Annotated in this window: 21 protein-coding genes; 10 read left to right on the top strand and 11 right to left on the bottom strand. The window is 45.2% G+C overall.

The annotated features are described in order from the left end of the window. Nucleotides 1–338 precede the first annotated feature (338 nt). From rfbB to GX089_07195, 8 genes are all read right to left on the bottom strand, one after another. Nucleotides 339–1328, bottom strand: a complete 990-nt coding sequence (rfbB, locus tag GX089_07230) for a dTDP-glucose 4,6-dehydratase (GenBank protein ID NLP02270.1) — start codon at nucleotides 1326–1328, stop codon at nucleotides 339–341. A 3-nt stretch (nucleotides 1329–1331) separates the two neighbouring features. Then, nucleotides 1332–2204 carry a dTDP-4-dehydrorhamnose reductase gene (rfbD, locus tag GX089_07225; GenBank protein ID NLP02269.1) on the bottom strand — a complete coding sequence of 291 codons (873 nt, stop codon included), beginning with the start codon at nucleotides 2202–2204 and terminating at the stop codon, nucleotides 1332–1334. Beyond that, entirely contained in the window at nucleotides 2197–3762 is a 1566-nt protein-coding gene (locus GX089_07220) for a hypothetical protein (GenBank protein NLP02268.1), read from the bottom strand. Before GX089_07220 ends, rfbD begins: the two co-directional genes overlap by 8 nt. A gap of 39 nt (nucleotides 3763–3801) precedes the next feature. Next, a complete protein-coding gene (locus tag GX089_07215) occupies nucleotides 3802–6882 on the bottom strand; it encodes a polysaccharide biosynthesis tyrosine autokinase (protein ID NLP02267.1) in 3081 nt (1026 codons plus the stop codon). Then, on the bottom strand, nucleotides 6882–7727 hold the full coding sequence (locus GX089_07210) for an AAA family ATPase (GenBank protein NLP02266.1): 846 nt from the start codon (nucleotides 7725–7727) through the stop codon (nucleotides 6882–6884). Before GX089_07210 ends, GX089_07215 begins: the two co-directional genes overlap by 1 nt. Continuing rightward, nucleotides 7724–8644: a MinD/ParA family protein gene (locus tag GX089_07205; GenBank protein NLP02265.1), complete on the bottom strand. Its 921-nt coding sequence runs from the start codon at nucleotides 8642–8644 to the stop codon at nucleotides 7724–7726. The genes GX089_07210 and GX089_07205 overlap by 4 nt, the downstream gene beginning before the upstream one ends. A 33-nt stretch (nucleotides 8645–8677) precedes the next feature. Then, on the bottom strand, nucleotides 8678–9316 hold the full coding sequence (locus GX089_07200; GenBank protein ID NLP02264.1) for a polysaccharide export protein: 639 nt from the start codon (nucleotides 9314–9316) through the stop codon (nucleotides 8678–8680). Nucleotides 9317–9579: 263 nt separating this feature from the next. Then, on the bottom strand, nucleotides 9580–10398 hold the full coding sequence (locus GX089_07195; protein NLP02263.1) for a hypothetical protein: 819 nt from the start codon (nucleotides 10396–10398) through the stop codon (nucleotides 9580–9582). A 97-nt stretch (nucleotides 10399–10495) separates the two neighbouring features. Here GX089_07195 and ribD point away from each other — a divergent pair, with 97 nt between their 5' ends. The 6 genes from ribD (at nucleotide 10496) to GX089_07165 (ending at nucleotide 17376) form a co-directional block, all read left to right on the top strand. Continuing rightward, nucleotides 10496–11605: a bifunctional diaminohydroxyphosphoribosylaminopyrimidine deaminase/5-amino-6-(5-phosphoribosylamino)uracil reductase RibD gene (gene ribD, locus GX089_07190; GenBank protein NLP02262.1), complete on the top strand. Its 1110-nt coding sequence runs from the start codon at nucleotides 10496–10498 to the stop codon at nucleotides 11603–11605. Between the two features lie 160 nt (nucleotides 11606–11765). Beyond that, nucleotides 11766–12407, top strand: a complete 642-nt coding sequence (locus GX089_07185; GenBank protein ID NLP02261.1) for a riboflavin synthase — start codon at nucleotides 11766–11768, stop codon at nucleotides 12405–12407. Beyond that, nucleotides 12401–13621, top strand: coding sequence for a bifunctional 3,4-dihydroxy-2-butanone-4-phosphate synthase/GTP cyclohydrolase II (locus GX089_07180; protein ID NLP02260.1), 1221 nt, complete (start codon nucleotides 12401–12403; stop codon nucleotides 13619–13621). Before GX089_07185 ends, GX089_07180 begins: the two co-directional genes overlap by 7 nt. Continuing rightward, nucleotides 13609–14073: a 6,7-dimethyl-8-ribityllumazine synthase gene (locus GX089_07175; protein ID NLP02259.1), complete on the top strand. Its 465-nt coding sequence runs from the start codon at nucleotides 13609–13611 to the stop codon at nucleotides 14071–14073. The genes GX089_07180 and GX089_07175 overlap by 13 nt, the downstream gene beginning before the upstream one ends. Before the next feature lie 68 nt (nucleotides 14074–14141). After that, the gene (gene nusB / locus GX089_07170) at nucleotides 14142–14636 is read left to right on the top strand and encodes a transcription antitermination factor NusB (protein ID NLP02258.1); all 495 of its coding nucleotides are present in this window, start codon (nucleotides 14142–14144) and stop codon (nucleotides 14634–14636) included. After that, nucleotides 14611–17376 carry a DUF2723 domain-containing protein gene (locus GX089_07165; GenBank protein ID NLP02257.1) on the top strand — a complete coding sequence of 922 codons (2766 nt, stop codon included), beginning with the start codon at nucleotides 14611–14613 and terminating at the stop codon, nucleotides 17374–17376. Before nusB ends, GX089_07165 begins: the two co-directional genes overlap by 26 nt. A 272-nt stretch (nucleotides 17377–17648) precedes the next feature. On the opposite strand, the gene GX089_07160 is transcribed toward GX089_07165, so the two are convergent. Beyond that, nucleotides 17649–18404 (bottom strand): LamG domain-containing protein, encoded by a 756-nt coding sequence (locus GX089_07160; protein NLP02256.1) that lies wholly within the window; start codon nucleotides 18402–18404, stop codon nucleotides 17649–17651. 185 nt (nucleotides 18405–18589) lie between these two features. Here GX089_07160 and GX089_07155 point away from each other — a divergent pair, with 185 nt between their 5' ends. The 4 genes from GX089_07155 (at nucleotide 18590) to GX089_07140 (ending at nucleotide 22233) form a co-directional block, all read left to right on the top strand. Beyond that, the gene (locus GX089_07155; protein ID NLP02255.1) at nucleotides 18590–19597 is read left to right on the top strand and encodes a flippase-like domain-containing protein; all 1008 of its coding nucleotides are present in this window, start codon (nucleotides 18590–18592) and stop codon (nucleotides 19595–19597) included. After that, a complete protein-coding gene (locus GX089_07150) occupies nucleotides 19560–20486 on the top strand; it encodes a glycosyltransferase family 2 protein (protein ID NLP02254.1) in 927 nt (308 codons plus the stop codon). The genes GX089_07155 and GX089_07150 overlap by 38 nt, the downstream gene beginning before the upstream one ends. Next, entirely contained in the window at nucleotides 20486–21562 is a 1077-nt protein-coding gene (locus GX089_07145) for a glycosyltransferase family 9 protein (GenBank protein NLP02253.1), read from the top strand. Before GX089_07150 ends, GX089_07145 begins: the two co-directional genes overlap by 1 nt. Before the next feature lie 155 nt (nucleotides 21563–21717). Then, a complete protein-coding gene (locus GX089_07140; GenBank protein ID NLP02252.1) occupies nucleotides 21718–22233 on the top strand; it encodes a hypothetical protein in 516 nt (171 codons plus the stop codon). Between the two features lie 253 nt (nucleotides 22234–22486). Here GX089_07140 and ptsP read toward each other — a convergent pair whose 3' ends face one another. Together ptsP and GX089_07130 are read right to left on the bottom strand one after the other, a co-directional pair. Beyond that, on the bottom strand, nucleotides 22487–24196 hold the full coding sequence (gene ptsP, locus GX089_07135) for a phosphoenolpyruvate--protein phosphotransferase (protein ID NLP02251.1): 1710 nt from the start codon (nucleotides 24194–24196) through the stop codon (nucleotides 22487–22489). Next, nucleotides 24197–24559: a response regulator gene (locus GX089_07130; protein ID NLP02250.1), complete on the bottom strand. Its 363-nt coding sequence runs from the start codon at nucleotides 24557–24559 to the stop codon at nucleotides 24197–24199. It lies immediately after the preceding gene. Nucleotides 24560–24770 lie beyond the last annotated feature (211 nt).

Here is a 24770-nt window from a genome sequence, read left to right as displayed (position 1 = left end):
CCCCTTTGCAAATACCGGGCCCCTGGACTGTGCCAGTAAATACTGCCCTTCAGGGCTTATGTGGTAATCTCATTTGTTTGGATGGGAAAGGTCCTTGTTACTGCAAAGGAAATTAATTGCACATTGTTTTTTCTTTTTAAGAATCTGAAGCCGGACGAAAAGGTAAATAAATATCAATAATAAAGAAACAGAATCATTACCCGATTTAAAAAAGATTTCTCCTCGCAGACTCGTCGAAGTGACAAAGGTGAATATGTTATCATGTCAAAAGTCAATTCTCCTGCGTGCTATCGAGTCATCGTATTGTCGTATTGACGTACTCTCGTACACTCGTACCCTCACCTCTCCAAAAGCCTCTCCCACCACCCCCGGTTCTCGCAATACCAGCGGATAGTCTCCTTTATCCCCTGCTCAAAGGAAACCGACGGGGACCAGTTGAGCTCTGTTCTGATCCGTGTGGCATCGATTGCATACCGACGGTCGTGGCCGAGTCTGTCTTTGACAAATGCGATGAGACTGTGGGGCTTGCCAAGCTCAGTGCAGATCAGTTTCACAATATCGATATTCTGCCACTCGTTGCTTCCTCCGATATTGTAAACCCGGCCCGGTACTCCTTCCCTGAGAACGAGCTCTACGGCGGCGCAATGATCCTTTACAAACAGCCAGTCTCTCACGTTTCTGCCGTCACCATAAACCGGAAGCGGCAGATCACGCAGGGCGTTTGTAATTGTCAGAGGAATAAGCTTCTCTGGAAACTGCAGAGGGCCGTAATTGTTGGAGCATCGGGTAATAAGTGATGGAAAACCGTATGTTTCAAAAAAGGAACGTACCAGAAGGTCGCTGCCTGCTTTTGATGCCGAATAGGGGCTGTTGGGTGCAAGAGGCGTGTCCTCCCGGAAAAAGCCCTCAGGACCCAGTGTCCCATAGACCTCATCAGTGGAAATATGAAGAAATCTCTTCCTCTCATACTTCCCCTCCCAGCTTGTTTTCGCAGCCTGAAGAAGAACCTGTGTGCCAAATACATTTGTTTTCACAAACTGCTCAGGACCGGTTATGCTTCTGTCAACATGCGATTCAGCTGCAAAATGCACAACCGCATCGAAATCGTGTTCTTTGAAAAGATTATTTACAAGTCTGCTGTCACAGATATCGCCCTTTACAAAAAGGTAACGGGGATCATTCTCGACCGGACGAAGATTTTCGGGGTTACCCGCGTATGTCAGAGCATCGAGATTTATTACCATGCAGTCTTTGTTCTTCTCAAGAAGGTAGAGAATAAAATTGGAGCCTATAAACCCGGCTCCTCCGGTCACAAGTATCGTTTTCATCCTTTAAACCGCTTTCTTTTCGTCATTGATAAAATTTGCGAATGCTTCTCTCCAGTCCGGCATGGTATTAAGCCCCAGGCTCTTGAGTCTGGCGTTCTCCAGCACACTAAAGCGGGGGCGGGGAGCAGGTCTGGGAAACTCCTCAGTGGTGCAGGGCAGCAGCTCTACATCGATCCCGGAACTTGTAAGTATCTCCCGTGCAAAATCATACCAGGTGCATGAACCTTCGCAGGTACTATGAAAAATGCCATTTTGCCCGCTCTCAAGACAATTCAATACCTGACGGCAGACCTCGATTGCACTGGTGGGAGTTCCGGTCTGATCGTTTACCACCTTGAGAGGCTCTCCCGATGCCTTCTTCTTTATAGCAGCATTTCTTATAGCCTTGACAAAATTATTCCCGTTGAGACCGTAGAGCCAGGCTATGCGGAAAATCTGATGTCTTGAACAGTTTTCTGTCACCAGATGTTCCCCCTCAAGCTTGGATTTTCCATAAACAGTCATCGGGTTTGTAATATCCGACTCTATATAGGGTACACTCTTTTTACCGTCAAAAACATAGTCGGTACTGATATGCACCAGAAGAGCCCCGTTTTCCTCGGCACTGTTCGCCAGATTTTCAGGACCCCTGGCGTTTAAAGCAAACGCAGTATCGGGATGTGACTCGCAGTCGTCAACGGCTGTGAATGCGGCACAGTTAATTATGCATGATGGCTTGATCTGATTAATAATCCCACGCACAGATTCTCTGTCCGTGATGTCGATCTGAGGATAATCAACATCTGCCACAGAGTATGCGGCTTTCTTGAAAAACTTTACCATCTCAGAGCCAAGCTGGCCCCCTGAGCCAATTACCAGAACAGTTTTATTATTCATCTGAGTTCAATAGAATTTTACAGTCACTTAATACAGGATCGTAACAAACCTTGGAACGTCGTTCTACCATACGGATTGGCATCACCCTGTCCTTGAATTCCCAGCCTTTTCTTTCCAGAAATCTTGTGTACAGATTCATGACTTCCGATGCAGTAATATTAGTTTCGGTACCATTCAATATTTGATCCGCGAGAATAGCGGTAAGCACTGCTTTCCTTGTACGAAATTCATTGATGATGCTTTTCAGAACCTCGGTTTGTCTCTTTCCGCTCCCTGCGTCACCAGCAAGGTAAAGCCCCAGAGATGCTCCGCTGAGCCGGTTTTGTCCGGATGAAACATTCAGGGATGCGGCAGTTTTGGGATCCAATACAGCAGGAATCCCTCCCAGGATATCTGCAATTCTCAATACATCGCCTTTGTCAAGTACGGCGTGATTTGAAATACGGATATCAAAAATTCTCTCTACAAATGTGCTGACAAATGATGGACCGCCGAAAAGGAATGCCTCATTTAATGTCGAAATATTCTGTGTGAACTGTTCGATAAGAAGTGTCGGGGGTATCCTTATCACGAAGATGTTTCCGCTTTCGTACTGAAGGCTTACGAGGAAGAATACAGGAGGAACACCGCAGAAAAGAAAGTTCATCGGCACGAGACGTTTCATGTGTTTGACTTTCTCACTGGAGAGCCGGGAAAATCGCTCGTTTGCGCTGACATCCGCTGTCAATCTGGAAACCTGGAAAGGCCGTCCATCCTTGTAGATAGTGACACTCTGACCCGAAATCATGTTCATTGCCTCACCGCCGCCAGTTCTCTCCACCAGCAGCAATCCGTCACTGAGGTTTATCTGGACAATATCATTCTGCACCTCTATCAGATAATCCGCATTTCTTCCTCCAACTGTCACTGCAGCAGAGTGTGTAAATACCCTGAATATCTCATTTTTGCTGTCCGTGTACATCGTATTATACCAGCATAAACCCGATTTCTGATACAACTCAGTTACCTTTTTTTCGCCTTCCAGAGAGCCGATTTTGTCAAATACCAGTTCCGAATAATTGTCAATATCAACTCTGGAGAAAGCGCCAAAGGAGATTTCTGCCTGGGTTGATGCTTCGGTCAATACCCGGTCTCCGGATGTTATCTCCATCCTGTCATTAACCGGCCTGCTGCGCCCATCAGAACTGATCACATTAAGCTCGCCGAAATAAAACTCCAGACGCGCAGCAAGTGTTGCACCTGCAGGCTTATCGAGAGTCCCCACTTCCAATCTTGCATTTTCACCTATCTGGCTTGAAAGGTTAAAGGCTGAGAGATTTGAGGTTGGGCGTACCCCGGCCATCTTGAGTATCTCAAACTGGGTGGTTCCTTCAGGTACACTGTAGAGCCCGGGTCTCCTCACATTTCCATCAACAGTGACTTGATAAGTCTTAAGCCCCTTTGTCTTTCCTGATGAGTGGGTATACTTTGTCAAGGAAAAGCTCTGCCACAGAATTACAGAAACCAGGAAGGCATACACAAGGAAAGCAATCTTTCTTCGCCTGGATCTTCTTGACATGATAAGCCGCCTTGATGAAGGTTATTAAGTCAGTGATAATCATTCCTGATTACTGACTTTTTTCTCTCCCACAATTCTCCACCCCTCTTCCCCTGACTGCCAGAGAGAAAGGAGACCATAACGCAGAGTGTCAATTCCGGAAATCTCTGAAATCTCGGCCAGAATCTCCTTTTGATTTCCTCTGCTTGTCTGTTCGATTATTTTCTCCAGACGCACTGAAAATCCGGGCTTTCTGTTCCTGTCATTCTTCTCAAATTCCTGCATCCACTCCCGGAAACTTCCGCCTGAATACCTGAAATCAATTGTATCATAGAAAGAAAGATATCTTGTCCTGTTTTTTTCACTCAATGCCCCTATCCACTGGGTAACACTGTCCCTGAGATCAATCAAATAAGCCCCGCTGTCTGAGTGCTCACTTGCAAGGGCCACACTCATATCATCTGAATTATGACCGCTGACACCCATGTATTGAAAGTCTTCTTCGAAAGTCTGCTTCTTTGTCAGTTGATACCAGAAATGAAGACCTGTAAGGCAAAATATGATAATAAGAAGTATCCAGGTTGTCTTTTTCCTGGAAAGATACTTCAGAAAAGAACCTGTGGAGTTTATCAATCCGGGTATTGAAAAAGCGGATGAATTCAACTTACGTTTTAACCAGTTTTCAAAATTCAGGCCTATCTTTCTTATTGAAAAAACCCGGACATCCGGATCATCATTATATGAGTATTTATAAGCATTATAGCCGTAATATCCATAGTAGGGATAATAGCCGCGGGAGTGTGAAACTCCATTGAGTATGGCACCGAAAAGCTTGCACCCGATTCTTCTCAACTGATTCTTTGCCTGTTGTGCTGCTTTGACAGGTGTATACAGAGTCCTGACAACAGCTATGCAGCTGTCCATTTTCGGAGCCATAATCAACGTGTCACTGACAGGAAGCAGTGCGGGTGAATCAAAAATGATGACCTCTGCTTTGCTCCTTATCTCCTGAAGCATCATGTCAAAGCGCATCGTTCCAAGCAGTTCCGCGGGGTTGTCCGGACGATCTCCGGAGGTTATCGCCGAAAGGTTATCAAATCTGGTGGGCTTGATGATATCATCGAGTTCTGCAGTCGATAACAGGTAATCGGAAAAGCCCTTCTGCTTTGGAATGTCAAACATTGAGTGCAATTGTGAACGTCTCAGGTCTGCATCGATCAGTATCACTTTCTTTCCGTCAAGGGCAAATGTGATCGCAAGGTTCGAGGCAAGGGTGGTTTTTCCTTCACCTTTGACCGCGCTGCAGATAATAAATGTCTTAAGGTTATTGGCTGCCGCTAGATGTTTAAGATTAGCCCTGAGCGCCCGGAAGGGTTCCAACAGATTTTTCGGCAGTCCCCCTTTCTCTGACACAGTCTCGTCTGTGTCCAAAAGAGGAACAATGCCCAGAAGAGGCAGTTCAAGAATCTTCTCGACATCGGAAGGATCCTTCAAGCTCTGATCGAGATACTCAATCAGAAAAGCCAGTGCTATACCGATAATAATTCCGATCAGAAAACCTATTGCTATACTGCTTAGTTTAACACTTGAGATAGCTATTGTCGGGGTATCGGCAAGTTCCAGGATTTTAAGATCTGACTCCTGAGAGTCACGCCTGATCTTTACTTCTTCATATTTGGTCTTGAGCAGCCGCAGTGTCTGCAACTGCGACTCTGTTTCCCTCTGCAGATAGGCATATCTCTGCTCCAGAGAGGGCAGGGCAAGAAGCTCATGGTTGAGTTTCTCGATAATCTGTTCCTGTGCTGTTCTCTTTGTTTCTGTCGCCGATTTCTCGATTGTTAAATTAATAAGTTCTTGAAGAAGCGCCTGGCGGATCGGGTTTGTAACCATCGTCCTGCTTGCTGCTTCTCTGTTAAGACTGTCGGCAGCGGCTGATTTGAGCATCTCTATCTGCTGCTTGAGCATCCTGACCTTGTAATGCTCGGGGCTGTATTCAGAAGAAAGTGTGTTCAGCTCGAGCTCCAGGTCCGAAAGCCGGTTCTGAAACGGGTCATGATATGTGATTGACTGAACAACTTCCTGTTCCTGCTTGCTGATCTGAGAATTCAGCGCTGTGATCCGCTCTTTTGTCTCAACCAGTTGAAGCTGGGTTTTCTGGAGTTCAAGCTCCATGTCCGAGAGCTTGGAGATCAGAAGATTTGTCTCACTTGAAAGCTGTACCATCCGGTTGTCTTCTTTGAACTTTCTCAGATCACTCTCTTTTGCATCCAGCTCTGACTGCAGCTTACCGATTTGTGTCTCAAATTTGTAAATAAGCCGGGTGATTTCCTGAGAATTGACATCCCTGCGGTAGTCTATATAAGTCCTGCAGATCTCATTTATGACATCTCTTGCTGTCTCTGAACTGTGGTTTTTATATGACAACTCGATGATATCGTTCTTCTCTCCTCCAGTTTCCCCCTGCTTTACCGTAAGTTCCTCCAGGATGGCGGGTATCTCTATGCGGTTATCAAGATTCTCACAGACTCTTTTGAGTACAGTACCTGATTTCAGAAGCTCCAGGTGTGTATTGAAAAGCTTCTCTCTGTCTGCGTAGAAACGGATAGTTCTCTGCTCTCCTATGATTTCCTGGTTGTCAGGGCGGAAAAGAAGGCGTGCTCTTGCGAGGTAGTATTTGTCACTGTTTATATAACGGAAAATGGAAAATAGAGTCATCAGAATAGCTGAAGTTATGATGATATTTTTCCGTCTGAGCATCACTCCAATATATCTGAACAAATCAAAATCTTCCTCTTCATCACTTCCATCACCAATTCCGGTTTTATGATCTGTTAAGGGGAAGCTGAAAGGCATTGTGCCTGCTGCAGAGGCTTCATGGCCTGCTTTCCAGCTATGGGATGCTCCTGGGCTTGCGTTCTTAGGTCTTTCTCCTGAATCCTGAGAACTCTCTTTTTTTCTCACAGGCTGCTCAGGAAGGATTTTTTCTTCATCAGTCCGATGATTCTGTGGGGAAGTAGTCTGCTGCGCTTCGTTAACGGATCCTGTATCGGTGCGCTTCTCACTGGCTCCGGCAGACTCTCCACCTTCGGCTTCATTGAGCTTACGTACTATTTCGCCAAGCTTGAGTTTTTTCTTACTCATCAGCTATGTACCTGTAAATCGTCGAGTATGATCTGGATATCCTCGCGGCAGATCTTCTTTGCTCCTTGTGCGAAACCGTTGTTCAGTGCCAGTTTGCAAAGGCGGTTTATCTCTCTGGGGACTCCACCGGTGCTGCGGAAAATCTCCTCACAAGCCGGGTTGGTAAAAATTGTTCCCTTTTCCAGTCCGGATACACGCAATCTGTGCTGGATGTACTTTATTGTATCATTATAATCGAGATTGTTCAGATGAAATCTGAGGAAAATTCGCTGATCGAGCTGTTTGAGCCGGTGGATCTTTTCTCTAAGTTCCGGCTGCCCGACAAAAAAGATTGACATGTAATTCTCTGTCCGGGATGAGACATTTGTGAGATTCTTGATTTCATCAAGCACACTGTCCTCTATCTGCTGCGCCTCATCAAAAATCAGAACCAGATGACGTTTTTCACGGGAAAGGATGTCGAGTTTTTTCTTGAAAACCTGCATCAGCATGTATTTGTCACCACGCTGCGGCATCTCGTTATTACCCTTTTCTGCCTCTGAATCATGGAAAGTGATCCGGCTTACAATATCATAGAGTATATCGACGAAGCTGAAATTGGAATTCTCAAAATCGATCACTTCAAAGGAGTGTCTGGGAAGAGAACCGAAGAGAACGTTTTTGGTTATGGTCTTCCCTGAGCCGACTTCACCGGTAAGGAGTCCCATATTCATGTTTCTGTCGTTAACTACATAGAGAAGCCTGTCCAGAGCCTCCCTGTGGTCTTCGCTTTCGAAGAAAAATCTGATGTTGCAGAGATCTTCAAACGGTTTTTCCCTGAGTTTCCAGTACCTCACATAGCTCATCTTAAGGAACGTCCCCTGGTTATGGTAATTAGATTATCTGTCACGGCATCGAAACACTCTTTTGTCCGGGACTGTACCTGGTCTAAGACAGCCGGACGCATGTGCCTGATAGCGGCTCTGATTTCAGGGGAGTAGATGATATAACCGATGTAATGCAGCGTGATGGAGAGATACTTTTTAACCAGTTCGGCAAAACGGGTCCCTACCTTGATATCCTCTCCGTTTTTCACCATGTTAAGTATAAGCAGAGTCTTGCGGCTGCAAAGCCACTCTTTCATTTTTTTCCCTTCTTCGGGAAACTTTCTGGCAAAATAAGCAAGGAGATCGTTCACGGTCGAAAAACTTTTTCCGGTTTCAGGGTTGGTGAAATTTTTAATGATTTTCTGTGCCTCACTGTTACCGGGAAAAAGCCTTGCCAATCCCTGTACTATGCCGTTTTTCAGGTAGCCATAGGCGTTTTCAATAGATGTCGGCAACCCGTCGGTGACCACGATCCCGCAGGGAAAAGCGGCATAAAAGTCAGTGACATGGTAATTGCTTCCGGCCCCAAGGTCCACAAGAATATAATCGGCGGACATCTTACTGAGATTACTGATAATCCTCTGTTTCTGGGCATAATTGGGGTTTGCGAGTTCCAGGATATCACTGGCTCCACTGATAAGCCAACTGTCTGGAACAATTGTAGGGACTGCTATGTCGCTTAAATTTTTGCATTTTCTGTTTATAAAATCCTGTAATCCACCATTTGGGCGCTTAACACCCAGGCAGATATGAAGATTCGCGCCTCCCAGGTCGGCATCTATGAAACCTACTGAAAAACCCTGTTTTGAAAGAGTGGCTCCGATATTGGCGGTTATTGTGCTTTTTCCTACTCCACCTTTGCCGCCGCCAACAGAAATAACTACCGGATCTTTCATTTTAGGCAAGCCCCGCAACTGCAATACTCAGGGCTATTTGGAATTAAGGGTATTGAACAGTATAACAATTTGTAAGGTAACATTTAAAATAGACAAAATTGATCCCAGCACACCCCAGGGCATTTTAAATGATTCCGGAACAAACATCGTATCGCCAGGGTAAAGTACATACTTTTTAACATCGTACTTTTCAGTTGCACTCCATATCTCCTTCATATCCGCGGTTATAACTGAACCGTCAACTCTGATTATCTTGATGTGTTTTACTTTTGAGTTGGTGAGCCCGCCGCACATGGCGATTGCCTTTACAAGCTCTATTGGTTCATAAATCTGATATTCACCTGCTCTGGAAACTGCGCCGATTATAAAAATCTTGTTTGCGTAGTATGCTTCAATGGAGACCGAAACAACGGGGTTATTTACATAAGAGGAGAGCTTTCCCTGCATTATCTTCACTAACTGAGCACAGGTAAGCGACGCCACACTGACCTCGCCTATTACCGGGTAGTTGATTCTCCCGTCAGGCCTGATCTTGTGCCGCCCTGAAAATTCGGGGTGCTCCACAACGTTAATTGATATTACATCACCCGCTTGCAATACATATTCTTCAGCCTCACCAAATGAGGGTGAACATAATGCAAGCAGGATGATTACAGGTAATATAAGTCTCATGCTTTTTTAAATATTGTCCCAGTCTGTTAAACTCTCCTCTTGCAATATATGAAAAATCAACTAGGGAAGTAAAGTATACCTTACAGACTAAAGCAAATCAAGAAGAAAAATCCCTAATTGATTGCTTTTCTATGCTTTAGCCGTTCCCTTCCGAGGTCGCAAAGATTTTCAAATGATAACAATTACCTCCAGTTTCATTCTGCCGGATGCAAATTTTGCATTCCCTGCTTATACTTGCGCTCTCGGAAGGTGTAAATGAACACTTACTGATTCCTGCTGATCGTATCTACTGAAATATCGGAAATTTCAGGCATTGTATCGGCGCTCTGAACGGTGATTTCTGATGCCGGAGGAGTTGAAACCGGCATTGTCACTGGCTCCGGCGGGCGACTTTTTACTTTGGGCTTTCTTACTTTTCGCTCTACCGGGACAGCCGCAACAGTGTCAATTCCGGTAGAAACGGTTTTTTCCCCTGTCGCCGAAGAGTCAACTGCAGGCCCGGTTGAAATCGTATCAACAGCGGCCCTGGAATTAATTTCCCCTGCCTGAAAGGGAATTTTGAATGCCAGAAGCCGATTCTGTGAACTGTACTCGATTTTTAAACGTGAATTGGTGCTCAGTAGATAGAAATAAAAAAATCCCGGCAGAAAAACAAGTATAAAAATTACAATAGCGAATCTTAAAACCAGCTTTCCGGGAATTCTCCAATGTCCGTGCCTGTTACCAGAACTACCCTTCTCTCTGTTTTTAAGAAGATATCTCTGAATCTCCAGCAGAAACTGTGCCTGTCCGGCATCTGTTTTCGACTCAACTTCAATATCAAAGGGTATATCCTGATAACCTGAATTTTTTCTGAACCACTCCTCGAAATCCTTCGGTTCAGAGCCTTTCAGTTTTTTCAACAGCATCTTGGAGAGGCTTTTAAGCTTTTCTATAATTTCATCATGTGATGACCCCTCGAGTTGTTCATTGTAATAAATACCCTTTAGAAAGGGCGAAATCAGAGTGAAGAACGCGTTGGGGTCTCCTCTTGATGCAAGAAATAGTAGAAGCCGTTCCTGAGAGGAAATCTTTTTTTTCATTTTTCCTAAAATACTACGAACACATTAATGTGGCAATATAATGAGAATGATAGCGATTGAACAGAGAAAGGTTTTTTGGTATTTTCAGTGTTGATTTATGATGAATACTGGCTCAGAGGATAATATCCAATACATGCAGAGGGCACACAGCCTCGCACGATCAGCCAAAGGAAAGACATTTCCCAATCCTGCGGTCGGTGCCGTTGTGGTTAACAATGGAGTTATAGTCGGCGAGGGTGCCACAGAGGTCTGCGGAGGTCTCCATGCCGAAAAGAACGCGATTATTGCTGCCGGTGAAAAAGCTGCAGGTGCCACTCTCTTTGTTACTCTTGAACCATGCTGCCACTATGGACGAACCCCGCCCTGCACAGATTTCATTATCAATGCGGGAATAAAGAAAGTATTCGTTTCTCTGAAAGATCCCAATCCACTGGTAAACGGTAAAGGTATCCGGCAACTGAGAGATAACGGTATCGATGTATCGACCGGGCTTCTCTCTGAGGATGCAGAAACACTCAATGAGGACTTCTTCTGGGCTGTTACAAGAAAGAGAGCATGGATCTCCCTTAAACTGGCTCTTACTCTCGATGGGAAGATAGCCGATGAGAACGGAGGTTCCAAATGGATCACTTCGGAGGTATCACGCAAAAGAGTCCATGAACTCAGGAGCTTCCATACTGCAGTTGCAGTGGGGAGAAGAACTCTTGAACTGGACAATCCGCAACTGACTGTAAGGTATGTAAGCGGACCATCTCCGGCCAGAATAGTTTTCTCGCCTGACTGCAATATCCCGGAAAACAACTATTTCTGGGAGCATGCGAAGGATTCCAGAAGCATAGTAGTGGTAAGGGGCGGAGCTGAAAGGGAGATTGTTACCCGTTCAGGAATTGAATTCTGGTCTACAGGTGAAAAAGACCCGGAATCAAGTCTCAATGCATTTCTGGAGATGGCATTTCAGCAGGATCTTACCAGTATCATGGTTGAGGGCGGGCAGAGGCTTGCATCCCGGTTCCTGGAATTCGGACTCGTAAACAGAGTTTACCTTTTTTACGGAAATAAAATCCTGGGCAGTGGTAAAGCAGGGTTCTCCTTTTTAAACAATCTCCCGATCGATAAATGTTTTTACCTGGAAAAGATACGCTTTACCCCTGTTGATGATTCAGATTTCATGATAAGCGGAATACCTGTTCCCAAATCTTCTCGCTAACTCTTTCGGGGTTGCTAATCGCAGTGTTATGGGAGTATTTTCTCTAGTTTATATGTTACCTTAAATCAGCATTGTATCGAAGAATCAAAGCAATTAAATCAGTGTAATAAGTGTAATCAGTTTTATCATGGTTAAAAACAAATCAGGTTAAAAAGGAATCATGTTTACCGGACTTATCGAATGCCTGGGAACCGTAAGGTCAATTAACCGAAGCGGTACTTCAATAAAAATCTGTATAGCCCCCGGAGCGGAGGACTACATTGTTCCGGAAGGCGGATCGGTTTCCATTGATGGCGTTTGTTTAACTGTCGAGAAGTGTGACGGGGAGGTGCTGCATTTCTCTGCGGTGGCTGAGACCCTTAAGCGCACTACTCTGGGTGATGCTGTTCCGGGAAGAAAGGTTAACCTTGAACGGGCGATGAAGCTGGGGGACAGGCTCGATGGGCATCTGGTGCTCGGGCATATTGACGGAACAGGAGTTATTGTCAGGGACCGGGACTTAAACGGCAGTATCCAGCGCAGTATCAGAGTCCCGCTTGAGCTGATGCCGCTTATGGCTGTTAAGGGATCCGTTGCAATCGATGGTATCAGTTTGACAATTGCCTCAACAGGCACCGAAGAGATCACCATTTCTCTTATTCCACTGACAATCAACAGTACGACAATGGCGTATAAAAGAACCGGTGACTCTGTAAATATCGAAATTGATGTGCTGGCCAGATACGTCAGTAATCTGGTACAGAAAAATACAGGATTGCAGGAAGATACTTTGTTGACAAAACTGGAAGGACTCGGATATTGAAAACTTTTTCTGAAATAGAGCAGGTAATTGAGGATTTCCGTAACGGAAAATTTGTGATAATAGTCGATGATGAGGACAGGGAGAATGAGGGGGACCTTGCCTTTGCATCCCAGATGTGTACTCCTGAGAAAATCAATTTCATGGCCAGATATGCCCGTGGATTAATCTGCATAGCGATGGAAGGGAAGCGTCTTGAGGAGCTTCAGATACCAATGATGGTAACCCAGAACACATCCAGATTTGAAACTGCATTTACTGTCTCGGTTGAAGCCAGGGAAGGGACTACTACAGGGATATCCGCAGCGGACAGATCCACTACAATTCTTAAACTGGTGGATCCTTCTGCAAAACCGGAGGACTTTGTACGTCCCGGGCACATGTTTCCTATCAGAGCCCGTGAAGGCGGGGTGCTGGTGCGCAGCGGTCAGACCGAAGCGTCTGTAGATCTTGCCCGTTTAGCCGGTCTTTATCCCTCCGGAGTTATCTGTGAGATTATGAATGAGGACGGTACCATGTCGCGAATGCCGCAACTGCTTGAGTTCAGTACCAGACATGACATAAAGCTGATCAGCGTTGCGGATCTGATCCGGTACAGGACTGCCAAAGATAAATTGGTCAAGCGGAGTGCATCGGCCCGGCTTCCTGCTTCTTGTGGTTCTTTTGATGTGGTTGCATACGAGGAGATATTGTCAGGAGCTGTTCACATCGCGCTTCAGAGCGGCCCTGTGGATCCCGCAAAACCTGTGCTTGTCAGAGTGCATTCCGAGTGCTTTACCGGGGATATTCTGGGATCCTGCAGGTGTGATTGTGGTCAGCAGCTCCACAGAGCCATGGAGGAGATAAGCCAACAGGGCGGCATAGTTTTGTATCTGCGTCAGGAGGGGCGGGGAATAGGTCTGGTTAACAAAATCAAAGCCTATGCGCTTCAGGACCAGGGACTTGACACAGTCGAGGCAAATGAGCATCTTGGATTTCCCCCGGATCTTCGGGATTACGGTATCGGTGCCCAGATTCTGGCAGATCTTGGGGTGCGAAAGATCCGTCTAATGACCAATAATCCGCGTAAAATCATAGGGCTGGAGGGTTATGGACTCGAGGTAGTGGAAAGAGTGCCAATTGAGATCTCTCCGGGTAAGGATAACGCAAGATATCTCTCAACTAAAAAGGAAAAACTCGGTCATTTACTCGAAGGAGGCCTGGTATGTCAACCATAGTGGAAGGAATTCTTGACGCGTCGGGAAAGAGGTTCGGCCTGGTGGTGAGCCGTTTCAATGAACTTATCTCCCGTAAGCTTCTGGAAGGGGCGATGGACTGCCTTATACGTCATAATGCCGATAAAAACAGCATTACGGTTGTCTGGGTACCAGGTGCATTTGAGATCCCTGTTGTCGCTCAGAAAATGGCCAGATCGAAAAAGTACGATGCCATAATCTGCCTGGGAGCGGTCATAAGAGGTGGAACTCCCCATTTTGACTATGTCGCCGCAGAGGTGTCAAAAGGTGTGGCTAATGTCAGCCTCAGCGAGGGACTGCCGATCATTTTCGGAGTACTTACAACAGACACCATCGAGCAGGCTGTTGAAAGAGCCGGTACCAAAGCAGGAAACAAAGGCTGGAATGCTGCTCTGGGGGCAATAGAGATGGTTGATCTGTTTCCAAAGCTGTAAATGTACTATTTTCGATTGCTCATCGTAATACCCTTTTTCTGAACTGAACCGTATAGTGGACAGCTAATATGAGTGATTTGAAAAATGAGAGCCCCTTTAAAAGCAGGCATAAAGCCCGGGAACTTGCTTTACAGACTTTGTATGCCTGTGAGGTAGGCAAAACAGAAGAATGGATGAGCATGCTCGACCGTATTGCTGAAACCGGGGCCTTGTCTCATGAGGTCAGAAAATACGCTTCTGACCTGGTGAGGGAAGTTTACAATTCTTCAGAACATATTGATGAACTGATTCGTGAAAAAACAGCCAACTGGGAACTTAAAAGGATGGCGGCCATTGACCGCAATATTCTTCGTCTCGCTGTAGCCGAAATGAGCTGCTTTACCAGGGTACCAGTCAAAGTTGTAATCGATGAGGCGGTAGAGCTTGCAAAAGAGTTCGGAACAGAAGATTCCGGAAAATTTGTAAACGGAATAATCGATTCTATTCATAAAACTATGAAAAAACAATCCGATTCACTACGAAAGGATGGTCCGCAGAATGGAACAGACCCACTCCAGGCTTAATCGCATCTTTGCCCTCCTGGTATTTTCTATTGCTTTTGTCCTTTTCATCCTGACAGTCGCTCCTACAGTAGCATTCTGGGATTGTGGCGAGTATATTGCCGCAGGACACTCACTCGGTATCCCGCATCCTCCAGGCAACCCGCTTTTCATGATGATGCTCAGGGTGGCCAGTATGGTTTTCTCTTTCTTCAGTGATATCGGGTACAGGATGAATTTTCTGGTGGTTTTGACCAGTGCTGCTACCGCCATGTTCATCTATCTGATCACTGTCAGAGTCGCTATCGGGATGATAGGTATGCCTGACACCAGATGGAAACAGTTGATTATCTACACAGGCGGCATTGTCGGTGGACTGTTTGCTGTGACCGGAACTACTTTCTGGTTCAGTGCGGTAGAGGCCTCTGAAGCTAACCCATCGATGCTTTTTGTGGCAATCACGACCTGGCTGGCTCTGGTCTGGGCTCAGAGTAAAGATCCCGGAAGAGACAAATATCTGGTACTGCTTACTTATGTCAGTTTCCTTGGTATAGGGGTACACATGTACTCCATGATCGTACTTCCGCCAATATTCCTCTTTATTATTCTGTGGGATAAAGAAAAGCGTAAAGATTGGCGTGTGTGGGTGACTGCAATATTAATCGGAATCGTTATAAAAGATATGCCTCTTTTTATCTGGGTTGGAAGTGCAACAGCACTTGGTACTCTCATAATGTCTCTTCTTGAGGGTCCCAATCAGAAAAAATGGCGGTTCTGCTTCTGGGTCGCTCTTTTTGCCGTAGTGGGCTTCTCTTCCCATCTCTACATCCCGATCAGGTCATCACTCGACCCAATGATTAACGAGAACCATCCCGAAACATGGACCTCCTTTAAAGAGTATCTGGAAAGAAAACAGTATGGCTCTGAAGACATGTTTACCCGCATGTTCTGGCGCAGAGGCACATGGGCTCATCAGTTCGGGATCGAAGGCCACATGGGGTATGGAGGTTTTCATCTGACCCAGTTTTTCCAGCTTGGTCCTAATGATACCGAGAGAAGTTATTTCGAAGATGGATTTATGGTAGGCACCGGAAAACTGCTGGTCTATCTCCTGCCTACGTTTTTCATGTTTTTTGGGATGTACTACTTGTATAAGAGGAATCGGAATATTGGAATTTTCCTGATAACTCTCTTCCTGATTTCATCGGTGATGATGGTCCTATACATGAATTTCGCGGATGGGACACGGCCGGAACATAGAGATTACCTCTACTGGCTTAAAACCGGTAAACAGGGACCTATGCCTACTGTGCACAGGGAGGTCAGGGTCCGTGATTACTTTTTTGCCTCAGCATTTATGTATTTGGGAATGTGGATGGGAATAGCGGCAACCGCTGCAATGCATTATCTGTTTTCAAACAAAAACAGAATGCTTCGTACGACAGTTGCTCCTGCTGCCGCTGTGCTTTTCATGGTCTCTCCGGCGCTGCCTATAACTCAGAATTTTTATGACAGTTCCCGCAAAGGAGACTGGGTTCCCTATGATTATGCTTACAACCTGCTTATGTCCTGTGAAAAGGACGGGGTAATCTTTACTAACGGGGACAACGACACCTTTCCTCTCTGGGCTCTGCAGGAAGCTTACGGGGTTCGTAAAGATGTCCGTATAGTCAATTTGAGTCTGCTTAACACCAAATGGTACATCAAGCAGCTTAAAAAGCAGGAACCCAAAGTGCCTATTTCATTTTCCGACGAGCAGATCGATGGTTTGAACCACTCGCTGAATCCGATCACAGAACCTACCCGGTACACAATGCCCAGTTCAGGAATAACTGTAACTCTTCCTTCACGTAATGAACTTCAGGCTCTGCGGGTGCAGGATCAGATGGTAGTGAACATTGTTGATGCCAACAAGTGGCGTAAACCCATCTATTTTGCGGTCACAGTTTCCGATGATAACCTTATGGGACTCGGCCCATATCTCAAGATGCAGGGACTGGCGTATCGGGTTATGCCTCAGGTTGTTCCGGAAAGAGATAAGCTCGATATTCCGCGCACTGTCCACCTGCTCGATAGCGTTTACCAGTTCAGGGGACTTGGAGATGGTTCCGCCCGTCTTAACGACACTTCCGAAAAACTCCTCTCCAACTACGCTGCAGCTTACATCCAGATTGCACTGGCGCTGAGGAGACCTCTGGTGGAAATGAAGGAGCAGATCGCACTGCTTGAAAAAGCCTCTGCCGGTGGTTCACAGGATTCAGTCGATATCCTTTCTGAAAAGAAAAAACAGTATCAGGATACGCTAGATCTTGCTGTCGGTAAACTTGACCAGTGTGTCAGGATAATGCCCTGGGACTGGAGACCAAGAGTACTCAGGCATGAGATACTCATGAATCACGACCGTGTCGAGGAAGCAGAAAAGAAGATGCGTGAGGCAATCGCTCTGGATCCCAATAACGTGGAATATCAGAAACTTCTTGCCCAGGCTCTGGAACAGGGTGGAAAAAAGCTGGAAGCAAACGCGATTCTTAAGAAACTGCTTTCCGATGACTCTGATCCCTGGTATGTGCATGCATCTATAGCTCGAAATTATGAGGAGCTTGGACTGCTCGACAGTGCAAAGGCGATCATGCAGCAGTTTGCCAATACCCATCCGGGAGACCGCAGAGCAGCTTCCTATATTCAGCGCTTGGATGAGATGAAGAAGAGTGCGGATACTGCGATGAAAAAAGATACGGGTAAGGCTGAGGAATCTAAATCGTAAAGCTGATCCGATTATCAGGTAGACAGAATAAAAGGTGTGGTCCTGAGAAGGGTCACACCTTTTTTTGTTCTTGTTCTGGAATTAACAGGTGAGTTGGAGCGAAATGTTCAAAATTAACATTGCCTCACCTCCACGTCGTTCCTGCGAAATCAGGAACCCTTTTCTTGACTTTCTGGATGCCTGTTTTCACAGGCATGATGCCTCTGGGTGACAATCGTTCCTCACAAGCACACCCTTATCTCCACGGTCATTCCTGTGAAACAGGAATCCCTCTATCTCCCAGTCGCCCTTATATATTCCGAAATCCTTTCCGACTCAGACCATCCATAGTTCAGAATCTTTATCTCGTCAATCAGCCCGGAATAGTAATCAGATTCCGTTCTGCCTCTGCCGATAAAAAGGGGAGAAGTGGAGGAAACGCTGCCTGTATATTCATAAGAGTGCACAAGATGATTGTCAAGGTAAAGCGATATTATCGAGTTTACTCTTGAAAAAACGACATGATGCCATGTGCTGTCGAATATGCGCAGGGTTGTATCGGCACTGGTGATAGTTGTTTTGTTACCAGCCAGGCCAATAATTCTGTTGCGGTATAATACTATCGAAAACCCCTTTCCCTCTTCACCCTTGCGTACTATGGTCCTGCTTCCTGATCCGGAAAAATAATCCGGTTTGATCCAGATTGAGATTGTAAAATCCCCTGTTCCAAAGTCTAAGCTGCTGTCATCCGGAACCATCATAAAACTGGTGATTCCATCAAATCGCAAGGCTGCGCTGCTGTCTAATCCACCGGCACTATCCCATACACAATTGGATATCGCACCATGAATGCGGTTAGAAACCAGGTTGGCAGCCTGCCTGCCCTCACCTTCATTAAGATTCCAGTGCCCGACAAGTGCCTCATTGGCTGTAATCGGATTGTTTCCATTTTCGCCAGGCAGAACATTATAGGGATCAAAGGGACCAAGACAGGAGCAGAAAAACAGAATAAGGGTACTGAAAGATAAAAACACAGATTTTCTGATCATATTTCTCCAATTGCCGGATTCTTCTGAATGTGGGTTTGAGAGAAAAATAATGAGTGTTGAAGGTACTTTTCCATAGATTTGTATTGTAAAGAGTTTTGAATTTTCCTGCGGACTGGACGTATTTTATTTAAATTCTGTCTTTTTTTGTGGTTTTCGGACATCTCAGGTTGGTTTACGGAGAAAAAGTGCAAAGGTTCAGGAAATCTCTCTTCACACTGGCTAAACTCGCTGTTACCTTTGCCGTAATATTCCTTTTGATAGGAAAACTGGGATGGAACGACATCATAAATACCATAAAGCAGGCTAAACCGCTGTGGCTGCTTAGCAGCTTTCTTGTTTTTCTGCTCAGCGGCCTGCTGGGAGTGATTCAGTGGAGAGTGCTCCTTAAAAATCGCGGAATACCACTGACCTTTGGAAGATCTTTCAAACTGTACTTTGTAGGGATGTTTTTCAATAATTTCATGACTGGAGGAATTTTCGGGGATGCTGTGAAAGTTCTCTCTATCAAGTCACGCGACGGCAAGGGGATGGCTGGATTTGCCGCTACTTTTCTTGACAGGTTTGCCGGTCTGTGGGCTATGAGCGGACTGGCGATTATCGGAAGTATAATCCTTCTTGCACGTGGCTCGATCAGCAACGGCAAGATAGGGACAGCGGTGCTGTCTCTGGTGGCGACATTCCTGCTTTTTGCGGGTATCATGGTTTTTCTGGTCAATCAACCGCTCCAGAATCTCTTTTTCAAAATATCAGATTCCCTCAAAATCTCCCGCAGGTTTAAAATCTCTCAGATTGTTTCTGAAATGTTAATCGAGGCTCATGATATCCATGTGATCGGTAAAGTGGCCCTGCTCTCGTTGATTATTCAACTTCTCAGAGTGGGTGTTCACATCCTGGTTGCGGGATCTCTTAGTATGCTCTCGGTTTCCAATTTTCAGTACTTTTTCATATTCGTACCGATTATTGCCATGCTGATGACAATTCCACTTCCTTTTGGAATCAGGGAAGCAGCAGGGGGAGCGCTTTTCACTCTCGCAGGTTTTCCAATGGATGCAGCTTTTGTGATGGGTTTCCTGGCCTCCATTGTCGGCCTTCTCGCCAGCATGGTTGGAGGAATATTCTTTGTAACAGAAAAAATCGTTATTCGGGGAAACAGGAATGAAGAAGATCTCGATTGTAATACCGTTATGCAATGAGGAAGAAAGTCTCTCTCCTTTGATGAACCAGATTCACGAGGTGATGGGTTCTCTGGAGTGTGAGTACGAGGTACTCTTTGTTGATGATGGCAGCACGGATGGATCTTTTGGGGTGCTTCAACAACTCAGGAACCAGTTTGGTAACATTATACGCATCTATCGGCTCAGTAATAACTGCGGTAAGTCTGCTGCCTTAAGCCTGGGAATAAAGGAGGCATCCGGAGAGATTATTATCACAATGGATGCAGATCTGCAGGATGATCCTGTCGCAATTCCGGAGATGCTGAAGAAAATCGATGAGGGGTGGGATGTGGTAAATGGGTGGAAAAAGAAGCGTTATGATCCCATTACTTTTACCCTGCCTTCTAAAATATGGAATTTCGCTACATCGATTCTCTCCGGAGTCAAACTGCATGACTTCAATTGCGGTTTCAAGGCTTACAGGGCGGAGGCTGCCAAATCACTTGATATTTATGGCGACCGGCATAGATACCTGCCTGCATTGGCTTTCTGGGATGGTTTCAGGGTCACAGAGATCCCCGTACCTCATCATGCCCGTAAATATGGAAAATCAAAATATGGTTTCGGCAAGTTTTTTAATGGGCTGATGGACATGATGACTCTGCTTTTTCTGCGCCGTTACCTTAAAAGTCCGCTCCATTTTTTCGGATTGATTGGCTTTGTTCTTATCATGATTGGCGGTACAGTGCTGGGGTATTTCGGAATTGAATGGGCCATTTCCGGAGCGATGAGGGTCAGACCTTTGATGGTATTATCGCTTGGGGCAATAATTGTGGGCATTCAATTTCTCTCCTTCGGGTTTCTCGCCGAAATGCTGATCAATATGGCTCCAAAAAAACTCTATACTATACGGGAAAAAATTGAGTAATGAAGGTTTTGTGTATCTGCCCGATTGGAATAGGTAACTACCTGCTGTTCTATCCTGCATGCAAATTGATTAACACTCTTATGCCCGGAGTCGAATTGCATCTGCTGGCTTTGCGTAATTCGATTCACGATCTGGCGGCCAATGATCCGATCTGGAAAAAAATCCATTGCTTGGATCCTACAAAAGTTCGGAGCGCCGAAAAGAGAATTTCTTTCATAAGACAAATAAAATCAGAGTGTTATGATGCCAGTTTGAGCTTCTTTCCATCCAATAACTGGCAATACAACCTTCTTCCTTTTTTATGTGGAATTAAAGAGCGATTCGCGTTTCGCTATCCGCTCAAACATCTCTCCAGTCTTTCATTTCTGAATAACAGAAAAATCCTTATCGATAGCAACCTTCATGATCTGCACCAGAATGTCAATCTATCCGCCCTGTTCCTGGAACGTGACCTGCATGAACAGGAATTGTCTTTCCCGAAGCTTTTTTCTCCTGAGGATGAAGCCAGGGCCGGGGAGATGCTAAAAACTGCACTGCCCCGACGTATCGCGATTCACCCGGGGTCCAGTGCGGAACACGGAATGGACATTAAGCGATGGGATCCGAAACGATTCGGTTTACTGGCGGATAAGATCTGCGGAAAACTGGGAGCCGAGGCACTGATTTTTGGCGGGCCTGATGAAAGTAATCTGAAGATGCAGGTTGCCTCTGTTATGAAAGAAAAGCATAGAATCATTGAGCCTGTCGATATAGGACTGACGGCTGCACATATAAAACAATGCAATCTCTGTCTTTGTAATGATTCCGGTTTGATGCATATCGCGGCCTGTATGGAGATTCCTGTTGCTGCAGTTTTTGGTCCTACCGATGAAAAGCGCAATGGCCCGGTAGGAAAAAGGAACCTCATTATACGTAAGGAGATGCCTCATTTCCCGCTCTGGAATGCAAGAAATGTCGGGGTTCGTTCAGTGCCAAAAGGAATCGACCCTCAGGCCTCACTCAAGGCGCTTACAGTCGATGATGCCTGGGTAGTGGTTGAGCCCTGGTTAAATAGTATTTTTATGCGAACAGATTAAATATTTAACCGTGTTAAGCGGTATTCTTTTATATTATATTGGATTCGGAACTGATCTCTAATCCGATATTATTTGTCCATAATTTTCGGCACGGAAATTGGATTATTCAACTATGAACGCGCACTATTCGGCAGAAAACTTTCAAGGACAAAATCATGAACCAATTCAATCTGCTTGTATCCCACAGATTCAAAGAGCAACAGGAAGCACATGATGAAATAGTTGAACTTCTGAATAAACTGGGTGACACCCAGCCTCAGGTAGTTGACACTTCTGTAAAGGGCATTATCGGAGTTAAAACATCTCTCGATGCGCGAAATGTCACAGCGCAGCTAAGAAGTTTATTCAGGGAAAATCACGACAACATCAAATTCGCCATTAAATGGGTCCCGGTTGACAACTGGTGCGACTCAAACATCGATATAATGGTAGAAACCGTGCAGAAAGTGAAAGATCAGATAGGCCCGGATGAAACATGGGCAATGGATATCGAAAAAAGAAAATATCCAAATTTCAGAACCTACGACATCCTTACCCGTCTGGCTGAAAATATCAAATCCAGAGTCGATCTCAAGAAGCCACAGAAGATCCTCAGAGTAGATATTATGGGACCGGAAGCCGGAATATCGGTACTAAAGCCGGAAGATATTTTTTCTGTTTCCAGGGGATAATTTCTACCGGGATGGATCCTTCACGGTTCCATCCCCTTTTAAATCTCTGCGGTTGTATCTGTAAGAACCCGTGATCATCATCTGTCATCTCGACAGGTCTTCGATCGCACACGTAAACTCGTCATATTTCATTTTTTGACGAATCTTCGATAAGTACACGTATTTATTGTTTGTCATTTTGACGAGTTTCATCGAGGAGAAATCTTTTTTTGTGGAGCCGACAAGCAACGTAACTCTTCCGAAATCATTATTCTCAACGAGAATTGGCTTCAAGTACCGCCAGATACTTCTCAACCGAGACTTGCACCTGATCCATTGATTTACTCTCGATCTCCTTCTTTATTGATTCCAGCGCATTTACCCTTACCGAGAGTGTGCGGATTCCAGTGCCTATCAATAGTGATGCTATCGCAGGGTCAGATGCGGCTTCACCGCAGACTGAGACATCTTTGTTGTACTTATGAGCAGCTTTCACAACTTCTTTAATCATTTTAAGCAGTACCGGCCAGGAAGCGCGCCTGAACTCCTCAAGCCTTCTGTCCTCTCTGTCTGCAGCAAATGTAAATTGAACAAGATCATTTGTCCCGATACTCAGAAAATCCACTTTTCCCATAAACATGGGAATAGACCACGCCACAGATGGAATCTCAACCATGATCCCCAGGCTGATTTGTGACCTGTTGATCTTTTCCTCCCGGATAATCCGCTCTATGATTTCGCTCAGGTAATCTATCTCCTGAACAATTGAAACAAAAGGAACCAGTATCTTGACAGCACCATACCTGCTTGATTTAAGGAGACATCTGAGATGCCTGTCCAGAAGCTCCGGATTCGCAAAAAGATATCTTATTCCTCTGATTCCCAATTGAGGATTTGCCTCACCGGGAACCTTGATAAAGGGCAACGATTTATCCGCACCCAGGTCTAATAAGCGTATCGTTACAGGCCTGCCTTCAGCACTCTCGTGAATTTTCCTGTAAAACTCCAACTCCTCTTCCGGTTCCGGGTACCTGGATCGCCCAAGGTAAAAAAACTCGGTACGGATCAGACCAATTCCCTCGGCTCCCTTCTCAACAGCAGATCTGATCTCTTCAGGCGTGTTTGCATTCGCCTCCAGACGTATCCTTATGCCGTCACGGGTCAGGTAATGATGATATCTTCTTGCAGGAGTTTCCTTTTTGGCAATTCCGTTTCTCTTTAATTTGTAAGATGCGACTTCTGAAAGCGTCGGGTTGATTATCACTTTGCCGCTGTACCCGTCAATTATTACTGTGACATCTGAACGGACTAATTCTGTAATGCCGGGAATATTGATAACTGCCGGAATATTAAAAGACCGGGCTATAATCGCTACATGTGAAACTGCGCTCGATTCCTCTATTATTAGACCGGAAATATGGCGGAATTCCAGTAATGCAATATCCGAGGGAAGAAGACGCTCGGCTATAAGAATGGGATTGAGTTTCGCACGTAAAAGAGGGGTAACTCTGACATGCTCTATCTCGAGCAGATTCCTGAGCAGCCTTTGATATACATCCTGAATATCTATAAGCCGCGTCTTTACAGTCTCATTTTCAATATTACCGAAACTTTTCTCTATATCTGCAATTTTTACTGAAAGAATATTCTCAACATTAAGACGCTCTACTTTTACAGCATCTCTTATACTCTGTAAAAACGTTTCATCCTGTAATAATTGAATGTGAGCGGCAAAGATATCCTCAATTTCCTTTTTCCCGGTATCTTTTCCTGCTTTCTGAAGCGAGAAAAGCTGTTCCTTGCTCTTATCAATTGATCTCTGGAGTCTTTTCAGTTCGAGGTTTATATCCTCAACCGGGAAGGTGTTATTGCGCAGGCTTTCTAAATCTATTTGCTTGAAACGGTAGGCTCTTCCGATTGCGATTCCGGGGTTCAGCGGGATTCCAGATAACTCAATTCTGATTTTCCGGAATGCCACAGGCATTTAACTCTCTCCTAGTAACCTCTTTATGGCTCTCAGTAAGTCGTTGAAATCAAATGGTTTAGTGATATATTCGTCAGCTTTGAGAATCGATCTGCCAATCAATTTGTCCTTCTGGGTGCTCTTCGCTGTAAGCATTAAGATTTTCATTTCCAAATGTTCAAAATGATCTCTCATTAGCTTCAATACTTCCCACCCGTCCATCTCCGGCATTATTACGTCGAGAAGAACAAGATCCGGCTGCTCAACAGGCAAAGCCTCAAGGGCCTCTTTCCCGTTGGAATATGATATTACATCATATCCCCTTGCTTCAAGATTGAACTCAAGTACTTCCCGAATAACCGGATCATCATCGATTACCATCACTTTATAAGTTTTCATGCAAATTTGAGATCAAATTTTCAGGTGCTTTTCCAAACTGCTGAACCATCCCTCTGCAGCGATCCATTCATTACTGATTCCACACAGCTCCACAAAAAGACTACGGGAGAGCTTTTATCAATATTCACACCTCAACAGCATGATATTATAAGGTGCTTCTGTGAGATTCAAATGCGTCCTTCCCCCTTGATCGCCT

Source organism: Fibrobacter sp., assembly GCA_012523595.1.
Classification (GTDB): domain Bacteria; phylum Fibrobacterota; class Chitinivibrionia; order Chitinivibrionales; family Chitinispirillaceae; genus JAAYIG01.
Note: the sequence above shows the minus strand (reverse complement) of the source record. Positions and strands in the feature narration are given on the sequence as shown.